Source organism: Bacteroidota bacterium, assembly GCA_013360915.1.
GTDB lineage: Bacteria > Bacteroidota > JABWAT01 > JABWAT01 > JABWAT01 > JABWAT01.
In genome coordinates, this window is record JABWAT010000002.1 from 1 (window position 1) to 21512 (window position 21512).

The 21512-nt window shown below is 51.4% G+C and carries 18 protein-coding genes; 15 read left to right on the forward strand and 3 right to left on the reverse strand.

The genetic code is table 11. The features are described from left to right. Positions 1-422: 422 nt before the first annotated feature. Positions 423-1205: a glycerophosphodiester phosphodiesterase gene (locus tag HUU10_03630; GenBank protein ID NUQ80680.1), complete on the reverse strand. Its 783-nt coding sequence runs from the start codon at positions 1203-1205 to the stop codon at positions 423-425. Continuing rightward, positions 1150-1653, reverse strand: coding sequence for a hypothetical protein (locus tag HUU10_03635; GenBank protein ID NUQ80681.1), 504 nt, complete (start codon positions 1651-1653; stop codon positions 1150-1152). Before HUU10_03635 ends, HUU10_03630 begins: the two co-directional genes overlap by 56 nt. A gap of 157 nt (positions 1654-1810) precedes the next feature. Between HUU10_03635 and recN the strand changes: the two genes are divergently transcribed. The 11 genes from recN (at position 1811) to HUU10_03690 (ending at position 16880) form a co-directional block, all read left to right on the forward strand. Beyond that, on the forward strand, positions 1811-3553 hold the full coding sequence (gene recN, locus HUU10_03640) for a DNA repair protein RecN (protein ID NUQ80682.1): 1743 nt from the start codon (positions 1811-1813) through the stop codon (positions 3551-3553). An 8-nt stretch (positions 3554-3561) separates the two neighbouring features. After that, positions 3562-4992 carry a cysteine--tRNA ligase gene (locus tag HUU10_03645; GenBank protein ID NUQ80683.1) on the forward strand — a complete coding sequence of 477 codons (1431 nt, stop codon included), beginning with the start codon at positions 3562-3564 and terminating at the stop codon, positions 4990-4992. 16 nt (positions 4993-5008) lie between these two features. Beyond that, positions 5009-5506: a hypothetical protein gene (locus tag HUU10_03650; protein ID NUQ80684.1), complete on the forward strand. Its 498-nt coding sequence runs from the start codon at positions 5009-5011 to the stop codon at positions 5504-5506. 13 nt (positions 5507-5519) lie between these two features. Beyond that, positions 5520-7391 carry a DNA primase gene (locus HUU10_03655; protein ID NUQ80685.1) on the forward strand — a complete coding sequence of 624 codons (1872 nt, stop codon included), beginning with the start codon at positions 5520-5522 and terminating at the stop codon, positions 7389-7391. Further along, positions 7388-8458, forward strand: a complete 1071-nt coding sequence (gene mutY, locus HUU10_03660) for an A/G-specific adenine glycosylase (GenBank protein ID NUQ80686.1) — start codon at positions 7388-7390, stop codon at positions 8456-8458. The genes HUU10_03655 and mutY overlap by 4 nt, the downstream gene beginning before the upstream one ends. After that, entirely contained in the window at positions 8455-9399 is a 945-nt protein-coding gene (locus tag HUU10_03665) for a tetratricopeptide repeat protein (protein NUQ80687.1), read from the forward strand. The genes mutY and HUU10_03665 overlap by 4 nt, the downstream gene beginning before the upstream one ends. A gap of 72 nt (positions 9400-9471) precedes the next feature. Further along, complete coding sequence (locus HUU10_03670) at positions 9472-10338, forward strand: tetratricopeptide repeat protein (GenBank protein ID NUQ80688.1); 867 nt, start codon at positions 9472-9474, stop codon at positions 10336-10338. Positions 10339-10389: 51 nt separating this feature from the next. Further along, positions 10390-10800: a hypothetical protein gene (locus HUU10_03675; protein ID NUQ80689.1), complete on the forward strand. Its 411-nt coding sequence runs from the start codon at positions 10390-10392 to the stop codon at positions 10798-10800. A 53-nt stretch (positions 10801-10853) separates the two neighbouring features. Next, on the forward strand, positions 10854-11783 hold the full coding sequence (locus tag HUU10_03680; protein NUQ80690.1) for an aspartate carbamoyltransferase catalytic subunit: 930 nt from the start codon (positions 10854-10856) through the stop codon (positions 11781-11783). After that, the gene (locus HUU10_03685) at positions 11780-13084 is read left to right on the forward strand and encodes a dihydroorotase (protein ID NUQ80691.1); all 1305 of its coding nucleotides are present in this window, start codon (positions 11780-11782) and stop codon (positions 13082-13084) included. The genes HUU10_03680 and HUU10_03685 overlap by 4 nt, the downstream gene beginning before the upstream one ends. Before the next feature lie 34 nt (positions 13085-13118). Further along, positions 13119-16880 (forward strand): ATP-binding protein, encoded by a 3762-nt coding sequence (locus HUU10_03690; protein ID NUQ80692.1) that lies wholly within the window; start codon positions 13119-13121, stop codon positions 16878-16880. On the opposite strand, the gene HUU10_03695 is transcribed toward HUU10_03690, so the two are convergent. Then, positions 16843-17859, reverse strand: a complete 1017-nt coding sequence (locus tag HUU10_03695; GenBank protein NUQ80693.1) for a hypothetical protein — start codon at positions 17857-17859, stop codon at positions 16843-16845. The genes HUU10_03690 and HUU10_03695 overlap by 38 nt on opposite strands. Before the next feature lie 44 nt (positions 17860-17903). Here HUU10_03695 and HUU10_03700 point away from each other — a divergent pair, with 44 nt between their 5' ends. From HUU10_03700 to HUU10_03715, 4 genes are all read left to right on the forward strand, one after another. Next, positions 17904-18584, forward strand: a complete 681-nt coding sequence (locus HUU10_03700) for a YggS family pyridoxal phosphate-dependent enzyme (protein NUQ80694.1) — start codon at positions 17904-17906, stop codon at positions 18582-18584. Next, positions 18581-19195: a DivIVA domain-containing protein gene (locus HUU10_03705; protein NUQ80695.1), complete on the forward strand. Its 615-nt coding sequence runs from the start codon at positions 18581-18583 to the stop codon at positions 19193-19195. Before HUU10_03700 ends, HUU10_03705 begins: the two co-directional genes overlap by 4 nt. Then, positions 19192-20016 (forward strand): purine-nucleoside phosphorylase, encoded by an 825-nt coding sequence (locus HUU10_03710; GenBank protein NUQ80696.1) that lies wholly within the window; start codon positions 19192-19194, stop codon positions 20014-20016. The genes HUU10_03705 and HUU10_03710 overlap by 4 nt, the downstream gene beginning before the upstream one ends. A gap of 88 nt (positions 20017-20104) precedes the next feature. Continuing rightward, positions 20105-21502, forward strand: a complete 1398-nt coding sequence (locus tag HUU10_03715; GenBank protein ID NUQ80697.1) for an undecaprenyl-phosphate glucose phosphotransferase — start codon at positions 20105-20107, stop codon at positions 21500-21502. The last annotated feature ends 10 nt before the right edge of the window (positions 21503-21512 follow it).

Below are 21512 nucleotides of genomic sequence, written 5' to 3' on the forward strand. Positions count from 1 at the left end.
AAGCGGGATGGGGGCGATCGTGCGTTTCGATGCCGGAAGATTCTTTGCTACTTTCTTTTAAAGAAAGTTGAATACCAATCACGAGAATAGATATCCTTCCTGCAAGCTTGAGTTGCTCCGCAGGGTGACTTTTTTCACAAAAAAGTCACCATTCCTCGGCTCCGCTCGGGAACCGCCCAAGCCCGACCGCCCGATCCTGGCATGTTCGTGGCACTCCAGGCCTAAAACGATTGAACTCGTCCCGATTAATCGGGACTCAGACAGCAATCGTTTCTGACGGCCTTCCGTTTCTCACTTCGTCGGCTGGCCGATGTCGGCAAGGACAAAAATCCGGGGAATTGGATTTTGTATAGGTGGGTGGCCACCGGTGCCACTATCGTTTAGCCCAACTTTAATCCGGAAAATGTCAAAAATGAACCGGATTAGTCGAACCAGGACTTAAAACCAATGGGATTGTCGGTCATGAGGTCGCTGACTCCCACAGCCACCGCTGCCTGTAGATCGGGTAAGGTGGTGTAGCCGTATCCAACCAGTTTCACCCCTGCACTGGCAGCACCTTTGACAATATCCGGAGATACATCTTCCCGGTGCAGGAGAAGCATTGGGTAGTGGTTCCTGATACAAATTTCGAGTCCGGCCGGATCGCGATCATACGCTACCTGTATATCCGGATTGAGGGCCCGGATTGAATCTAATTGGTTCGCATTCGTGCTGGTAACAACCAACCGGCGATCGAGATTATATCGTGAAGACAGGGTGACCACCTGTCTGATCACCTTGTAAACGGCTTCTCCCTGGCCCCATTTTAAGTCGAGGTAGATCCGGTCAAAACCAGATCCAAAACGCCGTGCGAACTGTTCAAAGGTCAGAAGGGTTCCGCCGGTCTGATTAAAAAAACCACTCCGCAATCTGGCAGTGGGCGTTTCAATAACAGGTTGATTGAAGGTGGTCAGGCGGTCGGTCTGGTAATCGTGAAACAACACCACACTGTCATCAGATGTGAATACCAGATCTGTTTCTAAATGGGTGATTCCGGCAGGAATAAGAACCTGTATGGCCTCTGCGGAATTTTCCGGATACTGGTAACTGGACCCGCGATGGGCAATCAGATGAATGTCTGACTGATCGGGTTCGTCCGATGAACACCCGTTAAAAAGTAAAACGATAACCCACAGTAAGACCCAATGTAAAATACCAGCTTTCATCTGAACTGAAGAAGTCCTTAATTTTTAAGTTACCAATGCTGATTTTCTGCCGGATGTATTTGATGGCCACTGCATCGGTGGTCAGTGTAAAATTACCAAAAACCAATGCCTGGTACCCGCCGCCTGCATGAAAACTTCTGAGGGAATACCGGTACTGGTCGTCCGTGGAAGACCAGTAGGAGGTGCCGCCAATCTTTAAGAAAAGGGGATTGGAACCCTGCGTGAGGTACCACGTGGCCGATAGCCCGGCTGATTCGAGGGAATAGCTCCCATAGGTGGCTGTTAACCCAAACTGCGAATTCCAGAGCACTTCCAATCCGGCATATCCGCCAGTCTGATGCGTCCCATTATACCCAATTAACGGTTGAAGGGACCAGGAATGACCTTCCTGAGCCACCGTCAGGGTTGAGCCAAATAGCAGGGAAAGGGAGATGAGCAGGGGTTTCATGGATTTTTAAAAGTTTTAACAGTGTTCCGGTTTCTGGTTTGACAATGATCGGCCGTTTTTCTTGCACTTGGAGTTGAAATACCGGCTTCAGTGTCAGGAAATACCTGGATGACCAATCGATTCTGACCGTACTCTCAGTTTGGTCGTGTGGATAGTCATGGCTGATTTTCCTACCTTTGACCCTCAATTAAAAACCATGCTAAGCCGGTTATACATAAAAAACGTTGCCATCATCAGCGAACTGGAATTATCCTTTCCGGGCTCCATGAATATTCTGACGGGGGAAACCGGCGCAGGCAAATCCATTCTGCTCGGTGCCATCGGACTTCTGCTGGGTGAAAGGGCCTCTTCCGACCTGATCAGAACCGGATCGGACCGGGCTCTGGTTGAAGGAACCTTTACCATCGGCGATCCCGCCTGGCTGAAAACCCTGCTTCAATCAGAAGAAATCGACACAACACCGCCCGATCTGGTGATCCGCCGGGAAATTACCAGCCGGGGTCAAAACCGGATTTTTATCAACGATCAGGTGGTCAGTCTGAACCTGCTGCGGTCCATCGGAGACCGGCTGGTCGATCTTCACGGACAGCATGACCATCAATCGCTTCTGAATCAGGACCTGCAGAAACAGTTTCTGGATGATTTTTGTGGCAACAGTGCCCTTCTCGATGAGTTTAAAACCGTCTGGACGGAATGGGATCAATCCAACCGCAATCTGGCTAAATTAAAAAAGGAGCGCCAGTCCCTTCTGGAAAAGCAGAAATTGTCGGCCTTTCAGCTAAAGGAAATCGATGACGCCGGCGTGCATGCAGGTGAAGATTCCGATCTGGAACAGGAACTGAACCGGCTCGATCACGCCGGATTTCTTTTCCAGACCTCGGGAGCCGTGGCCTGGTCCCTGACCGGTGATGAGGCGCAGAATCTTCACGCTCAACTGACCGATGTTCTCAAAAAACTGGAAGAACTCGTCCGGATAGACCCGGCGCTTGCCGAGTATCAGAAAGAACTTCAGTCTGCGTCCATTTCCATAAAGGAGACCGGTCGTTTCTTTGCCCAATATGCCGACCGGGTGGTTGTGGATCCCGAAAGGCAGGTGGCGGTCAGAAATCGCCTCGATCTGATAAACCGCCTGAAAAAGAAATATGGCCCCACTCTAACCGAAGTGCTCGACCTTCGTGAACGACTGGCAGGGGAACTGGCAGGGGATCTGAATGTGGATGGCCGGATTGCCGCCATGGAAACCATGGTGGATGAGTTAAAGGCCAAAACTGAAAAGCTGGCTTCCGGCCTCTCGGACCGGCGATCAAAAGGTGCAGTCAGGCTGGCCAGATCGGTGATTGATCAGTTAACCGGCCTCGGATTGGAAAAATGCCGCTTCGAAATCAGGGTGACCAGTGAAACGGACCCCGGTTCCCCTTTTCAAAAGGCCGGCACTCCCGTGAAAATGAATCAGGATGGCTGGGATCAGGTGGTGTTCCTGATTTCAACCAACGCAGGTGAAGAGCTGAAACCGCTGTCCAAAGTGGCTTCTGGTGGCGAGATTTCAAGGATCATGCTGGCCATCAAGGCGGCCACTGCCGAAGCGGCTGGCGTGAATGTGCTCATCTTTGATGAAATAGATACGGGAGTGAGCGGGAAAATTGCCAGTGCCGTTGGTAAAGTATTGACGCAGCTGTCTGTGAACCGGCAGATTTTTGTGATCACCCATCTCCCACAGGTCGCCAGTATTCCCGGTGACCACTATCAGGTCAGGAAATCCGTTCAGAACGGATCGACCGAATCAACCGTCATTCAACTTGGTCAACAGGAACGAATCGAGGAAATTGCACGGTTGCTTTCCGGTGAGTCGGTTACCGACCGGTCACGGGCACAGGCAGCCGACCTGCTTGGACTAGCCTAACTTATTTTATGAAATCAAAAAATCTGAAACTGTATAACTCTCTGACACGCCGGATTGAACCGTTTGAACCGGGGAATCCTGAACGGGTAACCATGTATGTCTGCGGCCCGACTGTGTATGGCGACTCTCACATCGGTCATGCCAAATCCTACGTGTCCTTCGATACCATTTTCCGGTGGCTGGTGGCCAGCGGGTACAATCCGCTTTACGTTCAGAACCTCACCGATGTGGGTCATTTGCTGGGCGATGACAACGATGGGGAAGACCGGATTCTGAAAAAGAGCCGCGAAACCAGAACCGAACCCATGGCCATCGCCGAACATTATACTCACAGCTATTTCGAGGACATGGACCGGTTGAACATCCGGCGCCCGCACATTTCGCCCCGTGCCACCGGGCATATTCCCGAGCAGATCGAACTTATTGAAACCCTCATTGAAAAGGGTTACGCTTACGAATCGAACGGTTCGGTCTATTTCGATGTGAAAAAATTCGGGGAATACGGGAAGTTATCGGGTAAACGGATTGATGATCTGCTCGAGGGAACCCGCTTCGAGGTTCATTCAGATAAGAAAAGTCCGCTCGACTTTGCGCTCTGGAAAAAAGCAGAACCCAACCACCTCATGAGGTGGCGGTCCCCATGGAGTATTGGTTTCCCCGGCTGGCACATTGAATGTTCGGCCATGTCGATGAAGTATCTGGGAACCACTTTCGATATTCATGGCGGTGGATTGGACAACCAGTTTCCTCATCATGAATGCGAAATTGCTCAATCGGAAGCAGCAACAGGGAAGCCCTTTGCCCGGTACTGGATCCATAACAACATGGTCACGGTGAACGGCGAAAAAATGTCCAGGTCCAAGGGAAATGTCATGAACCTGAAAGACCTGCTTCGCTCCTACGACCCGATGGTGCTTCGGTTTTTTGTGTTAAACTCTCATTACCGTTCCCCCATTGATTTCTCGGCAGAAGCCATTCTGGCGGCTGGCCGTGGGTTTGAACGACTGATGCAAACAGCCGGACCGTATCTGAAAATAACCGGGACAGAGGAGCCGGTCTCGCCGGTGGTGAAGGGATGGGTGGATGAATTTGACAAGGTGATGAATGAGGATTTTAACACCCCTCAGGCGTTGGCCGTGGTTTTTAACGCCATCAGAAGCATCAATTCCGATGCCGGTCTGGCGGGAAATCAGTCCGATCTGGCTTGTTTCTTCAGATACACCCTCTCCGAGGTGCTCGGATTGGTTCCCGCGGAATCCGGTGGAAAAAATCTGGAGAAGGAACTGGGAACAGCCATGGATCTGATTCTGGAACTCCGTTCCGATTACCGCAAAGAGAAAAATTGGGCGAAATCCGATTTGATCCGTGATCGTCTGGCCTCGGGAGGTCTGATGATTGAAGATGGAAAAGACGGTGCCCGTTGGAAAATAAAAAACTGACCGCTGAGGACGTATCATGGAACCTGTTGCAACCGGAATAAGGGAATTCAAAGCCACGGCCCTGGTGACCCGCGGAATGGCCGATGCCATGGGCTACCTGAACGGGGCCGATCTGTTCAAGCTGCTTGAACTGACTGCACACGCCTGTGCCCGCCGGTTCTGCGGTTTGCCGGTGGTGACTGCACATGTCGATCCGCTCGATTTTAACGTACGCGTCCGGCAGGACACCAAACTGACCATGATGGCAACCATCAATCTGGTCGAAAATTCCTCCATGGAAATCGGTGTGAAAGTCGTTCAGCCGTTGGGACTTCCTAATCAGGAAGAAGTGGTGACGGTTGCCTTTTTTATTGTTATTGCGGTTAACGATGACCGTAAACCCACCCCGCTGCCTGTGTTGAAGGGTGATTCTGATGCTGCAGAGCAACGACGCGAACTCGCGCGCCTTCGCAAGCAGCTCCGCAAGGAATATCAGGTCAAAATCACCGAATTGAACCGCCTCATGACCTACTGATGCCGTTCCCTCCATGAAATATCCTCCTCAGCTAATTGCAGCAGTACAGGCTGCCAGTGACATTGTGGAGGTGGTCCGCGAACGGGTGGACCTGAAAAAAAAGGGAACCAACTACTGGGGAAGATGCCCCTTCCACTCAGAAAAAACTGCCTCCTTTTCCGTCAGTCCCTCCAAGGGAATCTTTAAGTGTTTTGGTTGCGGGAAGGGTGGCTCTGTTTTCCAGTTTATCATGGAAACCGATGGCCTTTCCTTCGGGGAAGCGGTGCGTGTTCTGGCCGAAAGAGCCCGGATTGAACTTCCCAAACCCGGAAGGGAAGATGAGGAACGGTTTAACCGCGAAGACTCCCTCTTTGAAACCAACCGGTGGGCCATGTCCGCCTGGATTGCCAATCTGCAGTCACCGGCTGGAAAAGCGGCCCGGGAATACCTTGAAAACAGAGGAATCACCGCTGAAAGCATTTCAAAGTTTAACCTGGGGTATGCCTTACCCGGTTGGGAGGATCTGAAATCGACCGCCTACCGCGATCAGATCAGAAGTGAATTTCTCGAGGAACTCGGTCTGGTGATTCGCGGCGATCAGGGAAAAACCTATGACCGGTTCAGGGACCGGCTGATGTTTCCCATTCAGGATCACATCGGGCGTTACATCGGATTCGGGGGTCGTATCATGACCTCAGACACCGATTTTGCCAAGTACATGAACTCACCTGAATCGGCGGTTTACCACAAATCCAGGGTGCTGTACGGACTTTTTCAGGCACGTGAATCCATCCGGAAAAAAGAGTCGGTCCTGATTGTCGAAGGCTATCTCGATGTGATTTCACTTCATCAGGCCGGTTTCACTCATGCCGTAGCCACATCGGGTACCGCCCTGACCCCCGATCAGGTGCGGTTGATCAAGCGTTATACCGATAAAAACGTGGTCTTCCTTTATGATGGTGATTCCGCCGGCCTCAGTGCAATGGAAAGATCCCTGCCGGTTCTTTTTACCGAGGGAATTATCCCCACCATTCTGACCCTGCCCGATAACCACGACCCCGACTCCTTCATCAGACAAAAGGGAGCCGATCAGTTCACCTGGTTCCTGAATGAAAAACGCCGGTCAGCCATCGATTTTGTTCTGGGCTACTACCAGTCTCAGGCAGGTGATGCCATCAATGACCGGGAAGAAGCCATCCGCCGGGTGATCGATCTGGCAGCCGTTTACCCCGATGGAGTGGGTCGCGACCTGATCATCCAGGAGTTGGCCTCGCTTGCCCGGATTCCGGAATCCACCTTGTTTGCCTCGTTGAAAAAGCGGGGAGGTCAGCAGTCCCTTCCGACCCGGCCTGTCAGAGAAAAGCCGATGGCTCCGCCCGACACACTGCCGGCCGTGAAACCGGTCCGGACCACCCTGCTGGCACCTGAACGTGACCTGCTGAAACTCATCATTGAATATGGGAAAGTGGTGGCTGCTTATCTGGGGTACTTTGTCGCCCCCGGTTATTTTCCAACAGAACTGGCCAGGTCGGTCTATGAAAAGGCCCTCGCTCTTTCCGAAGAACGGGAGTATTGGGAACTTCAGGATCTGGCCGACCGCTGTACCGAACACGAGCAGGAATTGGTCTATCGTCTTGCCATCGAAAAATACTCCATTTCACCCAGATGGAAATCCATGGGGTTCGATAAGGAATCCCTCGATGTCCGACGGTGGATTGAGGATGCCATTACCCGTCTGCGGATTCAGTCTGTGGAATCCCATATACATGATCTGAAAAACCAATTGGCCTCGACCGATGATCCGGAGGTCCAGCAAAGCATGATGCGGTCGGTTCAGGAATTGCTTGCCGAAAAAAAGAAACTCCTCTCCGGTGATCTGTTCCGGCAGGAAGATGAGCCTGCATGAACCGGAAACGGTTGGTTCGTTCACTTCTGGATTGGTACACCCGAAATCTGCGTCCGCTGCCCTGGCGGAAGGTTTCTGATCCTTGGCCCGTCTGGGTATCAGAAATCATGCTTCAGCAGACTCAGGTGGCTACCGTTCTCCCCTATTTTACCCGGTTCATGAACCGGTTTCCGACCATTGAAGCACTCGCCAATGCAGAGGAAGAAGCTGTTTTAAAATCCTGGGAGGGGTTGGGGTATTACAGCCGTGCCAGAAATCTTCAGACGGCAGCCAGGCAGGTCATGACCTTGTATGACGGAAAGATTCCGACCCGGTACGAATCATTGATTGAATTGAAAGGAATCGGACCCTACACCGCGGCGGCCATTTCCTCGATCTGTTCGGGTGAAGCCATTCCGGCAGTGGATGGGAACGTACTCCGTGTGGTATCCCGGTGGATCGAACTCCCCGAAGATATTTCAAAACCCCAGACCCGGCAGCAGATTTCTTCCATTTTGCAACCCATGATACCCTCTGGTCAGGCAGGTGATTTTAACCAGGCCATGATGGAACTGGGGGCCCTGATCTGCCGGCCGGCGAATCCCGATTGCACAAATTGCCCGGTTCTTCCCGATTGTCTGGCGGGACTTCATGGAACCACCGGGCGGTTTCCCGTCAAAACCAGAAAAACCGGTAAACCCCACTTTACCATTGCGGTCGGATTGGTGCTGAAGGGTGACCAGGTTCTGGTAGCCCGGCGCCGGGAAGGTCAGATGCTGGCAGGCTTATGGGAATTCCCGGGGGGCAAGGTTGAACAGGGTGAAACGGTTGAGGAAGCACTCATCAGGGAAATGAAGGAAGAGGTTGATCTGCAGGTTACCCCGGACCGCCTGCTGCTGACGGTTCCTCACGAATTCACGCACCGGAAAATTACCATTCATGCGTACATTTGCTCACGCTGGAAGGGGGTCGGAAAAGCACTCTCCGGCAGTGAAATCAGATGGGTGGCACTCGGGGACCTCGATAAAATGCCGTTTCCGGTTGCCAATCAGAAAATCATACAGGCACTGAAAGACTTCCTTACATGATGGTGGTTTTGCTTCTTCTGCTGAATCTGAATGCTGGCGGAACCAACAGCCAGAATTGCCTGCAATTCACCGATCACGTGGCCCGATTGCGCCTGGAATCATTCAGGGAAGTCAATGAATGGCTTCAGGTGGTCCGCACCACAGACGGTTCCCATCTGCAGATCATCCGTCCGACGGGCCGGGCGGCCGCCCTGCATCATGTTGCCGACAGCCTTTATCACGTCAGGGAGTATGAAAGGGCACGGAAAACCTATCTGGCGGTTTTGAAAGCCGATTCATCCGCCTGGTCGGCCATGTTATATCTGGGTGATACTTTCTATATTGATGATCGGTATGATACCGCCCGGTACTGGTTCGAAAAAGCCCTGGCTTCCAATCCGGGAAGCTGGAAATCCTGGTATTATTATGGTGAATTACTTGCTGCATCCGGTGATACCTCGGCTGCCTGGGATGCTGCGATCCGGTCGGTGATACTCAATCCGTATGGGGCAGAAGGGTGGGGTCTTCTGAGCCTGCTATCCACAATGACCGGGTACCAGATCTGGAATCCGGCCGATTCCCTTCATGTCTGGTACAGTCCATCCAATCCCTGTCTTCAGGCAGACTCCCTGCTGCTTCCTGCTGGTTTCAGACAACAATTGGATCCAGCCTTGCTGTCATCCGGAAACGCAGATGAGCGTTTATTGGAATTCTACCGGCTGGAAACGGCCTGGTGGCGCACTCACCGGCCCGAGGAAGATGAAACTCTCTATCAGAAATGGTGGTTTCTGGAGTATCTTCTGACCATCAGCGAGGTGAATGAATTCAGATACCATTTTATCTGGTCACATAAACTCATGCAGGTCCCAGAGCTGGGATTGTTTCTTACTGATCAGGAATTTCATGAAATGGTTGAATTTTTTAAGTCTCAGTTTCTTTTCAGGACCGATCCTGAATATTGATTTGGAATAAAACCCGGACTGCAATATTTTTAAAATCTTTAATAAGATTTTTTCGAACATCGGAGGTTAGGAATGGCTTTTTCAAGATCAGTTTCATTGCTTTTCATACTGATCCTGGGTTCACTCAGCGCAGTGGCGCAGACACAAGCGGTGTCTGATGAGGAGAATGCTGCAAATAAGTTTTTCAATGAAGGGAATGCCTTCCTGAAAAAGGGCCAGGCCAAGGAAGCCATTACCGCCTATGAGGAAGCCATTAAAACCTACCCGAAAGCCGGCCGTTTCTACTACAACATGGGTCAGGCTTACCGGAAACAGGGAAACACAGCCTCTGCGATTGAAACCTTCAAAAAGGGAATTGAGGCCGAACCTTCCTTTGCAAAAACATACGATGCACTCGGAAAAGCCTATGAACAATCCGGAAAACTGGATGAAGCCATCAAGGCCTATCTGAAAGGCATACAGACCGTTCCGGATGAAGAAGACAATTACGTGTCGATCGGACGTGCCCTGATTCAGGATCGTAAGCCTAAGGAAGCCATCAAACACCTGCAGAAGGCCATTGAACTGAATCCCAAGGATGAGTTTGCCTATTACTACCTGGGCATTGCCCATTCAGAAAACAAGGATCACAAGGAAGCCGTGAAGGTATTCACCAAAGGAACCGAGGTGAATAACAAGAATGACGAACTGTACCTGCGCCTTGCCATGTCACAGAATGAACTGGGTGATTATAAGAATGCTGCTGAGAACGCCAAAAAATCAGTAACCCTCAAAAAGGGTGGTGACAACCGCAAAGGTGCCAACTATTATGAACTTGGTCGTGCTCTGAAAGGGTTGGCCAAGAACGGAGAGGCCCGCGATGCTTTTAAAAGTGCCAAAAAAGATGCATCCTGGGCACGGAATGCCGACTATCAGCTCGATCTGCTCAAAGGAAAATAATCCGGTCGGCAGGTCTTGAATTTTTGACAGGCCTGCGTTACCTTGTAAAACATGAAAACAAACCGTCCCATTTTGCTTCTGGTCCTGACCGCCCTCTTTATGGGGGTTACCGGTTTCAGCCCCACACAGGGGAATGTGGACTATTTTAAGGTCAGAAGCATGGGAGACCGCATTCTTCTCGAGTGGAAGAGTCTCGATGAAGAAGGTCTGATCGGTTACTCGCTCGAGCGTCGGAAAGAAAATGAAACCGGGTTCGATGCCATCCGGAACTTTGAGCCCCTTGGCAGTGGCTCTCTTTATCAGTTTATTGACCTGGGCCTTTATAAAACAGCAGCCGGGAATGTTGATTACCGCCTGAAGGTGGTGACCCGCAGCGGGACCACCTACCTGGAAGGAAGTGGGAATTACACCACCACTTCTGTCCGAAAGACCTGGGGCAGTATCAAAGCCATGTTTAAGTAAACCGAAACCAAAAGTTTCGGTTTTTTTTTATCATACAGATTTCAAACCGATCCATGACTTTTCCCTCCCGTCATCTCACCGGAATTGAGACACTGGCCGCCTCAGACATTCTGTCTGTGCTGAAACTGGCTGCCGACTACCGTCTTTTATTGGACCAGACAGATAAAAACCTCACCGACCTTCGCCATGTGACGGTGGCCAATCTGTTTTTTGAAAATTCAACCAGAACCCGGTTTTCGTTTGAACTGGCCGAGAGACGTCTGGGTGCCACCATTATTAATTTCACCAATGAGTCGAGCAGCATCACCAAGGGTGAAACCGTTCTGGATACGATCCGGAATCTGGAAGTCATGAAAATTGACATGATGGTGCTCAGACATACCATTTCCGGAATTTGTCACCTGCTGGGTCGCAGCGTGTCTGCCTCGATCATCAACGCCGGCGAAGGAACCCATGAACACCCCACCCAGGCTTTGCTCGATGCACTCAGCATTCAGCAGCATTTTAACGACTTCCGCGGCTTGCAGGTTGGTATAATCGGAGATATTCTTCACAGCCGGGTAGCTCGTTCCCTCATTTTCACCCTGGTAAAACTGGGATCTTCAGTTCATCTGATCGGACCGCGGACCCTGGTCCCGGAAGCCTTCGGTAAGCTGGGTGCACGTATTCATTATCAACTGGATCCGATCCTTCCGGAACTGGATGTAACCGTCAGCCTGCGTATTCAGCTGGAAAGAATGGAATCGGGGTATTTGCCCTCGCTGATTGAATTTCATAAAGAGTACGGCATCGACGAGCGCCGGATATCCAGAATGAAAAGCCACGCCATTCTGATGCACCCGGGCCCTGTGAACCGGGGTGTTGAAATGTCTCACTTCGCCGTTGATTGCGGAAAAAGTATCATCCTCGATCAGGTTACCAATGGTGTGGCTGTGCGGATGGCGGTACTGAAAATGATTGATGCCTACCGGAAATCACTATGAAACGTTTTGTGAATTTTAACATTCAGGATCCCTGGAATACCGGTCAGTCCGTCTGGAATAACGAATTGGTGGTTGATCAGGATGGAATAATACTTCCTCCCGGTGCAGAAACCGGTCAGGAACCGATTGAAACGATCGATGGAAACGGGCGCTGGCTGGTTCCCGGTTTTTGTGATACTTACTGTTTCTTTGGCGAACCAGGACTCGAATACCGTGAAACCATCAGGACCGGCAGCGAAGCTGCTCTGGCCGGTGGATTTACCTCGGTCTGTATTTACCCGAATACACGTCCGCCGGTTGATAATCTGCAAACCTATGAGTACCTGCAATCGAAAATCGGCGGGGCTCCCATCGATATCCACATCGTTGCCAGCCTGACCAAAGGGTGTGAGGGGCAGTTTATCGCTCCGGTCATGTCATTTACCTCGGTCGGTGTGCATCTGTTTTCGGATGGTTTACAGCCGGTTCAGTCTTCCCTGCAGATGAAAAGAACCTGTGAATATGTGTCGATGTATGATGGGCTGGTCATTCAATCGCCCGAAGACCGCACACTTGCAGGTCAGGGGGTGTTGAACGAGGGAGTTCAGTCGGCGCGGCTCGGACTTCCCGGGGTTCCGGCGATCACAGAATCCCTGATGGTTCACCGTGATGGAGAAATTGCCCGGGAAACCGGTGTGAGGCTCCATTTCTCGAATCTGACCACCCGGGCAGGAATTGAAGCATTTTCTTACCAGAAAGCCCGTGGGGCCAACCTTTCCTGCGGGGTATCTCCCTTTTATTTTCTTCTCAGTGATGATCATCTCGATTGGTATAACACCAATTTTAAACTGTGGCCGCCGCTTCGGTCCGAATCTGATCGGCTGGCAGTGATTGAGGCCATCAGAAGTGGGGTAATCGATATGATTCCAAGCAGTCACATGCCCCAATCGGAAATCGAAAAAACCACCGATTTCATTTCGGCCCCGATCGGAGCAATTGGTCTGGAAACCACCTTCGCTGCCTCTTACACCGGGCTGGTCAAGCAAGGCATTTTATCCATCGGATCACTGCTTGAGCGATTGATCGTCAATCCCAGAAAACGCTTCGGTTTAAAGCCCAATCCGCTGAGGCCGGGCGAACCCGCCGATTTTGTGATTATCGATCCGTTCGAAACGGTGACCGTTCTGAAGGATAGCCTGCGGTCGAAAAGTCGCAACACCCCTTTTCTGAATCAGCGGTTCATCGGATCGGTTGATGCGGTTTTCACCCGCAACCGTTACCATACCTTTCAGGAACCAGCCGGGAACGAATATGCCGGATAACCCGGTCTCACTCCATGTCTGACCACTACATGCCATGACCCGCCTGAACCGGATTCTTCTGCTCACTCTCCTGGTTTCTGGTTTTTTCCTTGTCTATCAGTTTCATCAGTTCCGGGTTCAGAATCAGTTGGTGCTTCACCCGGACCCGGTCAGTCTTTCCCGTGTTGATGCGGTACTGACCGACCAGTTTTCGGTCTTTTGCAGGGAATTCAGTCAGGCTGTGACGTCGGTACTTTCCGATTCGGTTTTTATTGAGGGTGTCCGGTCCGGCCAATCCGAAGAAGCCATCCGCCGTCTGGGTCAGGGGCCCCGCGAAACCGGCGTGGTGATTGCCCCCCTCTATGGAGAGCCGGTTGCCTGGACTTTCCTCACACAGGATCTTATGCGTCGTCTGGCAGGTCAGCGGCCCTCGGGACGACCCGATTTGGTCGAAACTTCAGATGGCTGTTACCTGATTCAGAGTGTGCTGATCGGGACCGGAAGCCGTCAATGGGTTCTGACGGTATTCAGAGTGATCGGGTACAACAACTTCTACCATCCATCCGATGCCGTTCCCCCCACACTGACTGCCAATTGGGCCACCGCGTTTAACTGGAAATCCATTCCCTCGGTTCATGTTCAGCCAAATGAAAAAGACAGTACCGGCATTCTCGCCCTGAAACATGAGGATCTGAAAGTCAGCCTGAAAATGGGTCAGAATGGCAGGGAAGAGACTCTCAGGGAAATGACCCGGAACAGCCGCATTCTTCAGGTGGGGCTCATTCTGCTGACCGAACTGATTCTGATCCTGATTCTCATTGCTTCTGGTTTTTCTTTCGGATTCCGGAAGAATCAGCTGGTGGCCATCCTGATACCGCTGATCGCCCTTTTCGGCTGGGTGCACACGCAGATCGGGTTGTGGAATGTGTTGCTGCCAGTCCGACCCGATATTTCGGGAGGGGCCTACATGGCTGAACTGACCTTTGGTCTGATCGGGGATCTGAATGCGTGGATCAACCTGGCAACTGTGATGATGGCCATGGGGATGATGCTCCTGGTGGTGGAATTTCCCTGGAGCGGATCCCGTCCTAAAAAATGGAAACTGCTTCTCTGGATAGTGATTTCCACCTCGTTGCTTTCCCTGAGTCTGGTTTCCATTCAGCGGATCATTAACAGTCTGGTGCTCGATGGCTGGGTGACCGGTTTTCCCATCCGGCTGAACCCGGGTGAGCCTGCCTTGTGGTTGCTGGTGACGTCGGCCGGATTCCTGACTGGTATCGCGGCCCTCATCTGGGTGAGTTTTAAAATTGATCATCTTCAATGGATCCGGTCACTGAAGGGGACCGACCAGATTTTGTTTCTGGCCCTGGGAGGGGTATCCTTTTTCTCCGTCCAGTATCTGCTGAATGATCAGCTGGCCATGGTCTGGCAGGTGTTGCTGTTCAGTTTTCTGTGGTTTGGTTTTTCCGTATGGGCCACCATCCGTTTCCGGCTCAGGTGGAAGCACAGTCTTCAATCCTGGTTTATTTACACATCCTTGTTTCTTCAGGGTTTTATTCCGGTCTTTTTCCTCCTTCAGAAAGCCAATAATGAACGCCTGGCTGTGTTACAGAAAAACCTGGCGGTGCAGATGGCCGATCCGGCGGATGGTTGGATTTATTATCTGATGCAGGAAACGGCCGCTCAGGTGAATGATCCGGCAGGCAAGGAGTCGGTCGATTCAAGTCAGTGGGCGTATGACATCTGGCTGAACTCGCTTTTCTCCCAGGAATGGGTTCCGGTCCGGTTGCGGCTGCTCACCCCTGAAGGAAGGGTTTTTTCCGACTGGTCCTTCCGCTTTCCCCCTGCAGATGAAGAAGATTCACTTAACCTGGCAACCGGTCTTTCCGAGGAAGATCCGTTATCCCGGTCCGGAGTGATCACACGCCGGGAATCAACCGGGCAGCCCCCCGGTCTCCGGTTGCGCAAACGCCTGACCGATGAAACAGATACCCTCAGAATGGTTTTGCTTATTGATGTTCAGATTCCGGATGTGAGGCCACGGTCGGTCGTCGGCGATCTTTTTGGAGCGGTGGCAGAACCAACCGATGATTTTAACTTCACCACGGCCACTTACACCAGAGGTCTGCGGACAGAAACAACCCTCAGGTCCGTTTTTCCGGTCCGGTTGAATGATGATATTCTTCAGATTCTGGCCAGAAGACGGGCCGTGGAACTCATTTTTGACCGGGACAGCCGGCAATATTCGGTCTTTTTATATCCCGACCGGCGACAACCGGATCGGGTGATTGCAGTTGCCAGACAGGTTCCCACCTTTTTATGGAACTGGAATCAGTTTTCGCCGCTGTTGCTCCTGGTCATCATGAGTTTGTTTGCTCTTTATTTCCTGTTGTTCATCACCAGTTGGGTCAAATACAGACACATCCGGTTTTCGTTCAGGGAACGGGTGTTTATCGGTATCGTTTCGGCGTCTCTGGTGCTGTTCTGGGGATTGACAGTTTTCGTTGAGCAGTCCTTCCAGTCGCAGGCAGTGAATACATCCAAATTACTGCTCGATAATTACTATCAGGGAGTCAGCCAGTATATTCTGACACAGTTGCGTGAGAAACGGCTGATTCAGCCGACCACCGGTCAGGACTATCTGATTTACCGCAAACGCCAGGTCTGGTATTCCACCCGGCCCGATTGGCTGAAACTGAACCTGATGCCGGATTTCCTGCCTGCCGGAATCATGCCCGGTGACCGGATCAGTGATCAGGCCCGGGTTACCTATTCAGAACACCGCATCAGAAATACACGTTTTATCGTAGGCTACTATCCGGTACCCGACCGTTCTTACTCCGATGTGATGGTTGCCATTCCCAACCTGCTCAGCCGGCAGGTGGTGGAGGAAGAAATTGAAACGGCACGCAGTTATCTGGTTTCGGGTTACGTCCTGTTTCTGTTTTTCCTCTTTACCTTTTTTTCTATCTGGATCAACTGGCTGCTCAGACCCATCCGGGCCATTGAGAAAGCGTTCGGGCGGTTGGGCAGGCAACGGGACCCGGTCTATGTAAACGTCAGGGGGATTCCTGAAATTGAACGGTTTGCCAACTCATTTAACCGGATGGTGGATGATCTGAACGCCTACAAGGAGGCCATGGTAAGGGCTGAACGGCAGCTGGCCTGGCAGGAAATGGCCAAGCAGGTGGCTCATGAAATAAAAAATCCGCTGAGCCCCCTGCGGATCAATACGCAGATGCTGATTAATCTGTACCGGTCAGACCCGGAAAAATTTAATCAGGTTTTCGAAAAGACCTCGGGAAAAATCCTTCGCGAAATCGAAACCATGGACCGGATTGCAAAAACCTTTGCCATGTATTCACGCATGCCAGCAAAAAATCCGGGTCCGCTGGATATCGAATTGATCTGCAGGGAGGCCATGGACCTTCATAAGGATGACCGGGTGGACTTTCATCTGACTCTGGCCGGCACCCCGGGACTGGTTCTCGGTGACCGCGAGGAGGTGGGGCGTCTGCTGACCAATCTGATTAAAAACTCGGTTCAGGCCCGGCGTCTTGAAACCGTTTCGGTCACCATCCATCTGAACTTTGAGTCCCCCTGGCTGACAATGACCCTGCTTGATAACGGAAAGGGAATTCCGGAACACCTGCTTCAAAAAGTGCTGGAACCCAATTTCAGCACCAAATCGGAAGGCATGGGACTTGGACTTTCAATCTGCCGGAAAATTGTGTCTGACATGGGTGGAAGTTTCCGGTTGAAAAGCACCGAGGGTCAGTTTACCGAGGTTTCGATCCGCCTGCCCCTGATTTCCTGAAATCTGCCTTATCGTAATCGGTGGTTTTAAAATCCCTGAAATACCTGAAACGGTATCCCTTCTTATTCAGAACTGTCAGCAGATCCGGAAGCTCATCCTGTTCAAACAAGTCAGGGCTTGCTTTGAAAATAAGGTAGGGGGAGTCTTTGTATTTACCCAGAACAAATTCCAGATCCTTGGTGGTTTTCAGTGGTTCCGGATGATCGAATAACTGACCGGAGTGATAAGTCCGGGTGGTTTTGGCCGGCAATTTCAGTGTAGAACCCGGGGTCAGAAAAACCGATGCGCTGGGAAAGAGCACGGAGAGTTTCTGATCAACCTGACTGAATTCCTTTTTCCCGGGAGCGTTAGATAAACGGAACGGAACCTGCTGGCCGTTCAGGTACAAGCCGAAATCGATGGCAAGTCCGGAAAGCCTGGTGGCGGTTTCCTGGGTTTTTTTTACAGAAGAGGGAACGATGACCGGTGTGGATAAAACCGATTTGTCGGTGAGAAGGGCGGGGGGCTCTTCACCGGCTGGCAGCATGGTCAGCAGATAAACATCGGCCGACTGCCGTTTCAGTTTCGAATCGGTTTTGATCTGATAGGTTGCCACCACTGAGCCTTTGTCGTGAATGTGCAGGCTGACCGTGTTTTCACGGCGGCTGTCGAATCCGTCCACCAGAAGCGGACTTTCATCCCGGATGATGGTTTGAATACCCAAACTCAGATCGGAAACGGGAAATCCGGTGGGGACCCTGATTTGCCAGACCGGACGGTCCAGTCGTTTACCCGGCGGGTCAACGGATGAAATCCACTCCTTCCGGATTCCATAGCCGGCGCACTCGGCCACAATGGCATTGTGATAATCGGAGGACCACAAGGAAGCATCATACCAGTATTCCGGGTGATCCTGATCGGGCTCAGAAAGGAAGTACATCACGCCGGTAATAAGGGTCAGAACCCCCAATCCGAGCGCGAGGAGAAAACGGGTGGGCATGGTTTTTTTGAGTTACCTGTCGAATGGTTGTAATTTACAGTTGTATGGTGACAGCCAATTATCAGGAAATCATCCGCCGAATTCAAAAAACCTGCATTGAATCGGGCCGTCCGGCGGGTTCGGTATCATTGGTTGTGGTTTCAAAAACACAGCCAGCCGGTGCCATCAGGGAATTGTATGACCTGGGTGTCCGCGATTTTGGTGAAAACCGGGTACAGGAACTTCTTGATAAAAAGGATCTGCTTCCGGCCGATATCCGATGGCACCTGATCGGATCCCTTCAGACGAATAAGGTGAAATACATCGCCGATTTCATTCATCTGATTCATTCGGCAGACCGGCCGGATCTGCTTGCAGAAATTGATAAACAGGGTAAAAAAATTGACCGTGTGATCCCGGTTCTTCTCCAGGTCAGGGTGGCAAGCGAAGAAACCAAACATGGCTGTCTGCCGACGGAATTGCCCGGATTGGTCCGTTTCGCAGCCGGACTGACGAACATTGAGGTGAAGGGCACCATGACCATGGCCAGTTTCACCGATGATAAAGAACAGATCAGGGATGAATTTCTCAGATTTTTTTCGGTTATTCCCGATTCCATCCGAAACCGGCCGGATTCCTTGTTCTCTGCCGGCATGACCAGTGATTTTGAAGAAGCCATCCGGTCCGGATCAAATCTGGTCCGGATTGGTTCAGCGATTTTTGGAGAGAGATCCGCACCTGTATGAATCTGACCGTGCTCGATATTAAAAAGAAAGAATTCAGGAAAGTGATGCGGGGATTTGATCCCGCAGATGTGCGCGAATTCCTGGAAGAAATGGCTGCGGAATGGGATCAGCTGAATACCCGCAACCGCGACTTGCAAACCCGGGTGGTGGAACTGGAAACTCAGGTGCGTGATTTCAGGCAGGTGGAACAAGTCCTGCAGCAGGCCCTGAAGAAAACCGAGGAAACCAGCCGTCAGCAGATGGAACTGATCAGACAGCAGGCAGAGGCCACCCTTCGTGAGTCTGACCTGAAGGCTGCCCGACTGGTGGATTCAGCAAGAAATGAAGCCAATGAAGTCCGACAGCAGATCGTGTTTTTAGAACAGACCAGAACCGATCTTCTCAACCGTCTGGATGGCATTCTGACCACCTTCAGAAAAAATGTGGACGATTTCAGGTCAGAACTCAGAGAAACAGCTCCCCGGGTTCCCGTGAATCCGCCGGTTCAGGTGCCTGCCGTCCCTGATGTTCCGGCCCCAACCGTTCCTTCGGCACAGACCCCACAGATACCTGAAACACCCCCCGCACCGCGCAAAATCAACCTCGATCATTTGCTTAACACACTGGACTGACCATGCTGAAAACCCGTCTTGAAGAAGCTGCCCGTTTTATCCGGTCAAAAACCAAGGAAAACCCTGCCGTCGGAATTATTCTGGGCACCGGTCTGAGCGGATTGGTTCGGGAAATCACCATTTCCTGTGAAATCGACTACCGTGATATTCCCTACTTTGTCACATCCACTGTGGAATCCCATCACGGGAAACTCATTTTTGGAAACCTGGGCGGAAAGCCGGTGGTCGCCATGAGCGGGCGCTTTCACTTCTATGAAGGCTACACCATGGAACAGATCACGTTTCCCGTCAGGGTTATGAAGGCGTTGGGAGTCACCACCCTGCTTGTTTCAAACGCCGCCGGCTGCCTGAATCCCCAATGGCGGAAAGGGGATATCATGATCATTTCCGATCACATCAATCTGCTTGGTTCGAATCCGCTTATTGGGCCCAATGATGACAGCCTGGGTCCGCGATTCCCCGATATGAGCGAACCCTATTCGAAATCCCTGATTGCCCTTGCAGAAAAAGTCGCACTGGAATCGGGAATCAGACTTCAGAAAGGCGTCTATGCGGCCATGACAGGACCCAATCTGGAAACAGCTGCCGAGTACCGGATGCTCAGAACCATCGGTGCAGATGCCATCGGAATGTCGACCATTCCTGAGGTGATCGTTGCCAATCACCAGGGAACCCGGGTACTGGGATTCTCCATTCTCACCGATGATTGTTTCCCCGATTCGCTCAAACCCGTCAACATTTCAGAAATCATAGCCATTGCCAATGAGGCCGAACCAAAAATGACCACCGTCATGACCCGTGTGGTAAGCCGTTTACCATGATGCGGCTTGTTGACCTTTGGGTGATCAGGGTCGCAGCAACCGGAATCTGAATGGATTTTAAATTGGGTAAATCCTACTTTTCCAAGCTATGAACAGATATCTGGTCTCCTTTTCCCAGCGAATCCGGTTCATATCTGATGTTCTGATGATCCTGGTGTCCATCAACCTGGCTCATTTCGTCTGGTATGGGCACTTTCCGACCCTGATGGAACGGGATCCGTACAGCCTGTTCTTTCTGTATCTCGTTTTTATCTGGTTTATCTGTGCCTTTCTGTTTCCGGTCTACCGTGAACAGCGGATTATTTCCATCACAGTGACCCTGACCGAGTTCATCAAGTACATCTCCATTTATGTTTCCCTGATTTCGATTTCCATTGTGGTGGCCCGCTGGAATTTTGTCTCACGGGAAATCCTCATCGCGTTCACCCTGTTTTTTCTGACGCTCGGAAGTGCTTTCAGGGTATTTTACCGGCTGTACACCTATAAAGTCCGTGCCCGCGGACAGAACAGCAAGCGATTGCTGATCGTGGGAGTCGGGGCAGTGGCTTCCATTATCGAAAAACACATTATTCAGCGGCCAGAATTGGGTTACCAGATTATCGGATATCTTCAGAATGACGAGGCCGTTCTGGTCAGGAAACGAAACCTGGTGATGGCCAATGTGCAATCCCTGTATGAGTATCTTAAGAAAAACCGGGTTGATGAAGTCTGTATTGCCGTGTCAAGTGGTGACCGGTTTCAGATCCGTCCGGTAATTGATTCCTGCGAACAGGCAGGCATCAGAAGCTGGATTGTTCCTGATTTTTTTGCTCAGCTGAACAAGGGAGCTGTTCTCGACTCGTTCGATGGAGTGCCCATTCTTCGGGTCAGACAGGAACCCTTGCAGAATCCAGCCAACCGGATCGTCAAGCGATTGTTCGATCTGGTGGTTGCATCGGTTTCTCTGATCATTATCATGCCTCCCCTGATGATCGTTCTGACCATTCTGAACCGGATTTATTCACCGGGCCCTTTGTTTTTCAAGCAGCCCAGAAACGGAGCGCTGGGCGGGGTGTTCGATTGTTACAAGTTCAGGTCCATGCATGTGAACCGCATGGGTGAGTTCCGGCAGGCCACCCAGGACGATCCGCGTGTGTCGGTGGTCGGCCGTTTTCTCAGACGAACCAACCTGGATGAAATACCACAGATCATCAATGTTCTGAAAGGACAGATGAGCATTGTTGGCCCAAGACCCCACCCGGTCGAGCTGAACAAACAATGGCAGGAAGAAATCGGAAAATACATGGTCCGGCACTATGTGAAACCCGGATTGACGGGATGGGCTCAGGTGAACGGATTCAGGGGTGAGACAGAAACAAGGCGAAAGATGATCAAACGGGTTCAGTATGATATCTGGTACATCGAAAACTGGTCCTTCGGTCTCGATATGAAAATCATTCTATTAACCGCCTGGCGGATGGTCCGCGGCGATAAGGCAGCATATTAACAACAAGGAA

Bases quoted from the DNA above. Each gene is read 5' to 3' on its own strand.
- HUU10_03690 (NUQ80692.1), top strand. From the start codon at position 13,119: ATGACCCGCCTGAACCGGATTCTTCTGCTCACTCTCCTGGTTTCTGGT.
- recN (NUQ80682.1), top strand. From the start codon at position 1,811: ATGGCTGATTTTCCTACCTTTGACCCTCAATTAAAAACCATGCTAAGC.
- mutY (NUQ80686.1), top strand. From the start codon at position 7,388: ATGAACCGGAAACGGTTGGTTCGTTCACTTCTGGATTGGTACACCCGA.
- HUU10_03680 (NUQ80690.1), top strand. From the start codon at position 10,854: ATGACTTTTCCCTCCCGTCATCTCACCGGAATTGAGACACTGGCCGCC.
- HUU10_03675 (NUQ80689.1), top strand. From the start codon at position 10,390: ATGAAAACAAACCGTCCCATTTTGCTTCTGGTCCTGACCGCCCTCTTT.
- HUU10_03670 (NUQ80688.1), top strand. From the start codon at position 9,472: ATGGCTTTTTCAAGATCAGTTTCATTGCTTTTCATACTGATCCTGGGT.
- HUU10_03655 (NUQ80685.1), top strand. From the start codon at position 5,520: ATGAAATATCCTCCTCAGCTAATTGCAGCAGTACAGGCTGCCAGTGAC.
- HUU10_03695 (NUQ80693.1), bottom strand. From the start codon at position 17,859: ATGCCCACCCGTTTTCTCCTCGCGCTCGGATTGGGGGTTCTGACCCTT.
- HUU10_03715 (NUQ80697.1), top strand. From the start codon at position 20,105: ATGAACAGATATCTGGTCTCCTTTTCCCAGCGAATCCGGTTCATATCT.
- HUU10_03685 (NUQ80691.1), top strand. From the start codon at position 11,780: ATGAAACGTTTTGTGAATTTTAACATTCAGGATCCCTGGAATACCGGT.
- HUU10_03705 (NUQ80695.1), top strand. From the start codon at position 18,581: ATGAATCTGACCGTGCTCGATATTAAAAAGAAAGAATTCAGGAAAGTG.
- HUU10_03650 (NUQ80684.1), top strand. From the start codon at position 5,009: ATGGAACCTGTTGCAACCGGAATAAGGGAATTCAAAGCCACGGCCCTG.
- HUU10_03630 (NUQ80680.1), bottom strand. From the start codon at position 1,205: ATGAAAGCTGGTATTTTACATTGGGTCTTACTGTGGGTTATCGTTTTA.
- HUU10_03700 (NUQ80694.1), top strand. From the start codon at position 17,904: ATGGTGACAGCCAATTATCAGGAAATCATCCGCCGAATTCAAAAAACC.
- HUU10_03635 (NUQ80681.1), bottom strand. From the start codon at position 1,653: ATGAAACCCCTGCTCATCTCCCTTTCCCTGCTATTTGGCTCAACCCTG.
- HUU10_03665 (NUQ80687.1), top strand. From the start codon at position 8,455: ATGATGGTGGTTTTGCTTCTTCTGCTGAATCTGAATGCTGGCGGAACC.
- HUU10_03645 (NUQ80683.1), top strand. From the start codon at position 3,562: ATGAAATCAAAAAATCTGAAACTGTATAACTCTCTGACACGCCGGATT.